The sequence below is a fragment of the Limnospira sp. PMC 1279.21 genome, assembly GCF_032349615.1.
In the GTDB taxonomy this organism is placed as follows: Bacteria; Cyanobacteriota; Cyanobacteriia; order Cyanobacteriales; family Microcoleaceae; genus Limnospira; species Limnospira fusiformis.
Genome location: NZ_JARPLU010000063.1, coordinates 1 through 4,706 on the forward strand (window position 1 = coordinate 1; position 4,706 = coordinate 4,706).

The window sequence follows — 4,706 nt, forward strand, 5'->3', positions numbered from 1 at the left end:
AAATCGGGGCAACTGGGAGGAGGCGGAGCGTCTGTATCAGCAATATTTGGAAGTGATGACCGAATTGGGCGATCGCAAAGGGATGGCATCCTCTTGGGGAGTGTTGGGAGAGATCCAGCGAAATCGGGGCAACTGGGAGGAGGCGGAGCGTCTGTATCAGCAATGTTTGGCAATTGAAACCGAATTGGGCGATCGCAAAGGGATGGCTACCTCTTGGGGACAGTTGGGAGATATCCAGCAAAATCGAGGCAACTGGGAGGAGGCGGAGCGTCTGTATCAGCAATCTTTGGCATTGAGAACCGAATTGGGCGATCGCGCCGGGATGGCATCCTCTTGGGGACAGTTGGGAGATATCCAGCGAAATCGGGGCAACTGGGAGGAGGCGGAGCGTCTGTATCAGCAATATTTGGAAGTGATGACCGAATTGGGCGATCGCGCCGGGATGGCATCCTCTTGGGGAGTGTTGGGAGATATCCAGCGAAATCGGGGCAACTGGGAGGAGGCGGAGCGTCTGTATCAGCAATATTTGGAAGTGATGACCGAATTGGGCGATCGCAAAGGGATGGCAAGCTGTTGGGTAAGTTTGGGAGATATCGAGAAAAATCGGGGCAACTGGGACGAGGCGGAGCGTCTGTATCAGCAATCTTTGGCATTGAGTACCGAATTGGGCGATCGCAAAGGGATGGCCGATGTTTATAATGAACTTGCCTTTGTCTATCAACACTTTAACCGAATTCCTGAAGCGATCGCCGCCTGGAAAGAAGGGTTAACCATTTGTCCCCCAGAGCAATTCCCCCTAGAAGCCTTGGAACTGGGTCGCAGATTAGGCGATGCTGCCTTTGAGATTGAAGACTGGGAAACCGCCATCTATGGCTATGAAGCTGCTATCGAAGCCGTCGAAACCCGTTGCACTTTCACCGACTCCTACAGCGAGAAACAAAAACGCCGGGAAGCCGCCTTAGACCTCTATCCCCAACTCGTGCAAGCCTGCATCAATGGCGGCGATATCGGGAAAGCCTTAGCCAGCGTCGAACGCAGCAAATCCCGCAACCTCATCGAACTCCTCAGCAACCGCGACCTTTACCCCAAAGGCGACATTCCCCCAGAAATTCTGCGACAACTCGACAAGCTGCGTCGGGAAGTCACCGCCAAACAGCGACTTATCGAAACCCTCGAAACCCCCACCAACCCCGATAATCAGGACATCGGCGGACTGGGACAACGGGGCAGCAGTGCCGCCAACTTCACCCCGGAAGTCATGAACAGCCTGCGTCAAGAGTACGAACAGGCGCAACAGGACTTAACCCGACTCCTGGAAACCATCAACACCTACGACCCCAACTTCAGCCTCACCCAACGAGTCCAACCCATCCAATTCTCGAAAATTCAGGAGTTATTGGATAAAGATACCCTGTTGATGCAATGGTATCTCAGCCCCCAAGGAATTTATACCTTTATCGTCAGGGGCGAAACCGGGGAAATTTCCGTGCATCTTTCCCCCCCAGAAAACCTGGAGCAATTACAGGAGTTGCGCGAAACCTATCTCCAAACCTATCAACGCCACCACTCCGACGACTGGGAAACCAATCTCGACCACTTCCTGCGCCGTCTGCGGGATATCCTGGAATTACCCCAACTCCTCGCCCAAATTCCCCCCACCTACCGCCGCCTAATTGTCGTCCCCTATCGGGAGTTGCATTTATTCCCCCTCCACGCCTTACCCCTGGGGGATGACGATGAACCGGAATATCTCGCCGATAGATTTCCCCTGGGAGTCACCTATAGCCCCAGTTGTCAATTCCTGGAAGTCTCCCAACGCCAGCGCAAAACCAGCAACCGCCAGCGCTTCTTTGCCATCCAAAATCCCACGGAAGACCTAGACTATGCGGACTTAGAGGTTGACGCCATTTTAGCCAACTTCTCCACCAACGCCAGCCGTCTCACTCGCCAGCAAGCCAGCAAAACCAGCCTGAAGGAAAACCCCCACCGCCAAGCATTCCAAGAGGCGGACTATCTCCATTTTGCCGGACATGGGGCGTTCAATTTCAACAGTCCCCTCCTCTCTCCCCTCGTCTTAGCCGGGGCGAAAATCTCGGTCAGTGACACAGAAGGGCAAACCCTCTGCGAGGAAACCACCCCCTCTGAACCCGCCGAGACTCGTTTTCTCCCTTGGCGCAAAGGCACGCAGATTGACCTAAGCAAATGTTACACCCTGGGAGAATTGTTTGAACTGGATTTACCCGCCTGTCGCCTGGTGATTCTCTCGGCTTGTGAAACGGGGTTAACAGACTTTTCCCCAGAATTGGAAGAGTATATCAGTTTGGGGCTAGGGTTTCTCTATGCGAAGGCGACGAACGTGATTTGCAGTCTTTGGGCGGTGAATGATGTCTCGACGGCGATTTTGATGGTAAAATTGTATGAGGAAATGCAGACCCAGCCCTCGGTGGCGTTAGCCTTGAAACAGGCTCAAGAGTGGATGAGAGCAGTCACCAAGCAGGAGTTAACGGCGTGGCTGAATGAGCAGGACTCGGCGGGAAACCCTTATCCCAAGGCGAAACTGCGAGAGAGGTTGAGGTTAGGCTTTAAACCCGCTAGTTACCGACCCTATCAACATCCTATCCATTGGGGGGCATTTTGTGCGATCGGAGTTTAGTCAATAATTAATAATTAATAATTAATAATTAATAATGAATTGCAGGACCCAATAATCTATTCCCAACCAGACAACCATGAAAGACTCAACCGAAACTCTGCTGATGTTCGCCGAACTTCTGGAAGCTGAACCGCCAATCCTACCGCCAGATGCTTTGGAACCCGCTAAGGAATTGGCAGCCAACTTGCAGAATCTATCTGAAGCCGATATCAATCAGGCATCAGATCTGATTATAGACTGGATGGCACGATTTCCGCAAGCCCAAAATCACTTGGAAAAAGCGCGACGACAAAGAACCCGCAAGGAAGCCAACAAAACCCGCAAGGAAGCCGACGAACTCGAAGAAGATTCTCCCGGTGAAATACAATACACAATTCCCAACTTCCAAATCATCGAAGAAACGGAAACCAGGGTGATTATTACTCCGGCTCCCAATTCCTCCCAAATCTCCTTGTTTATCTATGTTCGGGAAAGTTTGAGTCAATGGATTCAAAAAAAATAATTCCCCACACGGTTTATGCTCCCAATTTGCACCTTTTCGCGTTTCATCTGTGGCGGGGATTGACGGGGGAAACGGATTCCCTTGCGCCGCACCCGAAACAGTTATGGGAAAGGGGAGATGATATTTTAGAGACGCTGGGTTTTACGGAACGCCTCGACATTCACGGCTACCCAGACAACTCCCCAGAACCCGTCGGCTTGGAAGTTAACCTGAATCCTAAGAACCGTCTCCACCTCACGGGAACTCTGCCTAATTCGGACTTAAAAATAACGGGGAATATCTACACCCACCGACTGAATGATAGTTATAGCTTAACGGTTAATTTATGTCGCCCAGAATCGGAAAATGGCAACAAAACCCCAGAGGTCGATATTTCGTTTTGGCGCAATTTAAACACAGAAAGCCTGGTTTTTCTGCCAGATTTCATCAAAAGCTCTCTGGAACAAACATTGCTATTAACGGCATTTTTGCCAGTAAATGAACGCACAAAAAAGCCGGAAGATTTGGCAGATTTAGCGCACAGTTGCTTGGCGCAGGTAATGCCTTCCCGTAAGGTTAAACGTCCACCTTTGCACAAAATGGGGGAGTTGTTTGGTAGCCCGTTTTTTGAGTTTGGCGGTCAAGTTGTTGACGGGAATTTAGAGGGGGAAGCGCAGGTGCAACCCCATATCATCATCTTCCTGTTTCGGGACGATTTAGCCAGTGGTAAGTTGGTGGATGCTTATCGCCAATTTATCAATCTATTTTACTATCGAAATAAGGTGCTTTCCGCCTACCGGGAAACGCGGACACTGTACCGCAAAACCTACATCGCCTATACACAGTTAGAGCATAAAGTCAAGTCTTTTAAGCAAGAATTAACCCAAAATGAAACCCGTCTAGCGTTGACTGAGACGCAACTGGAAGACTTGAAAAAGGTGTTAAAGGAATTGGCGGCGTTAGATTTGGAATATGCGCGACTGTTGCGAAACTATAAGCATTGTCGCAATACGATTAGCATCAATACGAAAAACTATCAGGTAACATTGACGGATATTTTTGACAGGCTGAGAAAGAAGGGTTATGATTTACAACAGCAGGAAATGGATGTTTTCAGGGAGTTTAGCGATCGCACTTCTCCCTATTTCCAAACCCGCATTAGTGACGAACTCAACTACTTTGTGGAAGGATCGAGTTTAGCGGATAAAGCGATCGCCTCAATTCGTGGTATAGTGGAGATTGAACAAACCCAACGCGATCGCACCCGAGAACAACAAAACCAAAAACTCCAAGACGAAATTCAGGCTTGGGGTGTAGCCATTGGGACGGGAGCCATTATCGCTTCTACTTCGGGGTTAATGTTTGAGGAACCGAGGATTTTTCCCCTACCAGAAAATGGCGGGGGAATTTCCCATCCTTTTGCGATCGCTCTTTTCGCCAGTGTTGCGGGTGCTATTGTGGGGTGGAGTGGGACTAAATTTCTCATCTGGTTGAGTCGTCGGAAAGGGTTTCCTTTTCGTTAGGTGGTGGGGGGAAAGAAACCCGGTTTCTACCAGTCTCTCTGTTTCTCAA

At 50.0% G+C, this 4,706-nt stretch carries 3 protein-coding genes; all 3 read left to right on the forward strand.

The genetic code is table 11. From position 1 onward, the window contains the following. Nucleotides 1–2,653: CHAT domain-containing tetratricopeptide repeat protein (locus P5683_RS11505; RefSeq protein WP_315669444.1), on the forward strand; the 2,653-nt coding region annotated here is incomplete at its 5' end. Between the two features lie 76 nt (nucleotides 2,654–2,729). Continuing rightward, complete coding sequence (locus P5683_RS11510; RefSeq protein WP_108614881.1) at nucleotides 2,730–3,155, forward strand: hypothetical protein; 426 nt, start codon at nucleotides 2,730–2,732, stop codon at nucleotides 3,153–3,155. Further along, nucleotides 3,137–4,657: a hypothetical protein gene (locus P5683_RS11515; RefSeq protein ID WP_315640520.1), complete on the forward strand. Its 1,521-nt coding sequence runs from the start codon at nucleotides 3,137–3,139 to the stop codon at nucleotides 4,655–4,657. Before P5683_RS11510 ends, P5683_RS11515 begins: the two co-directional genes overlap by 19 nt. Nucleotides 4,658–4,706 lie beyond the last annotated feature (49 nt).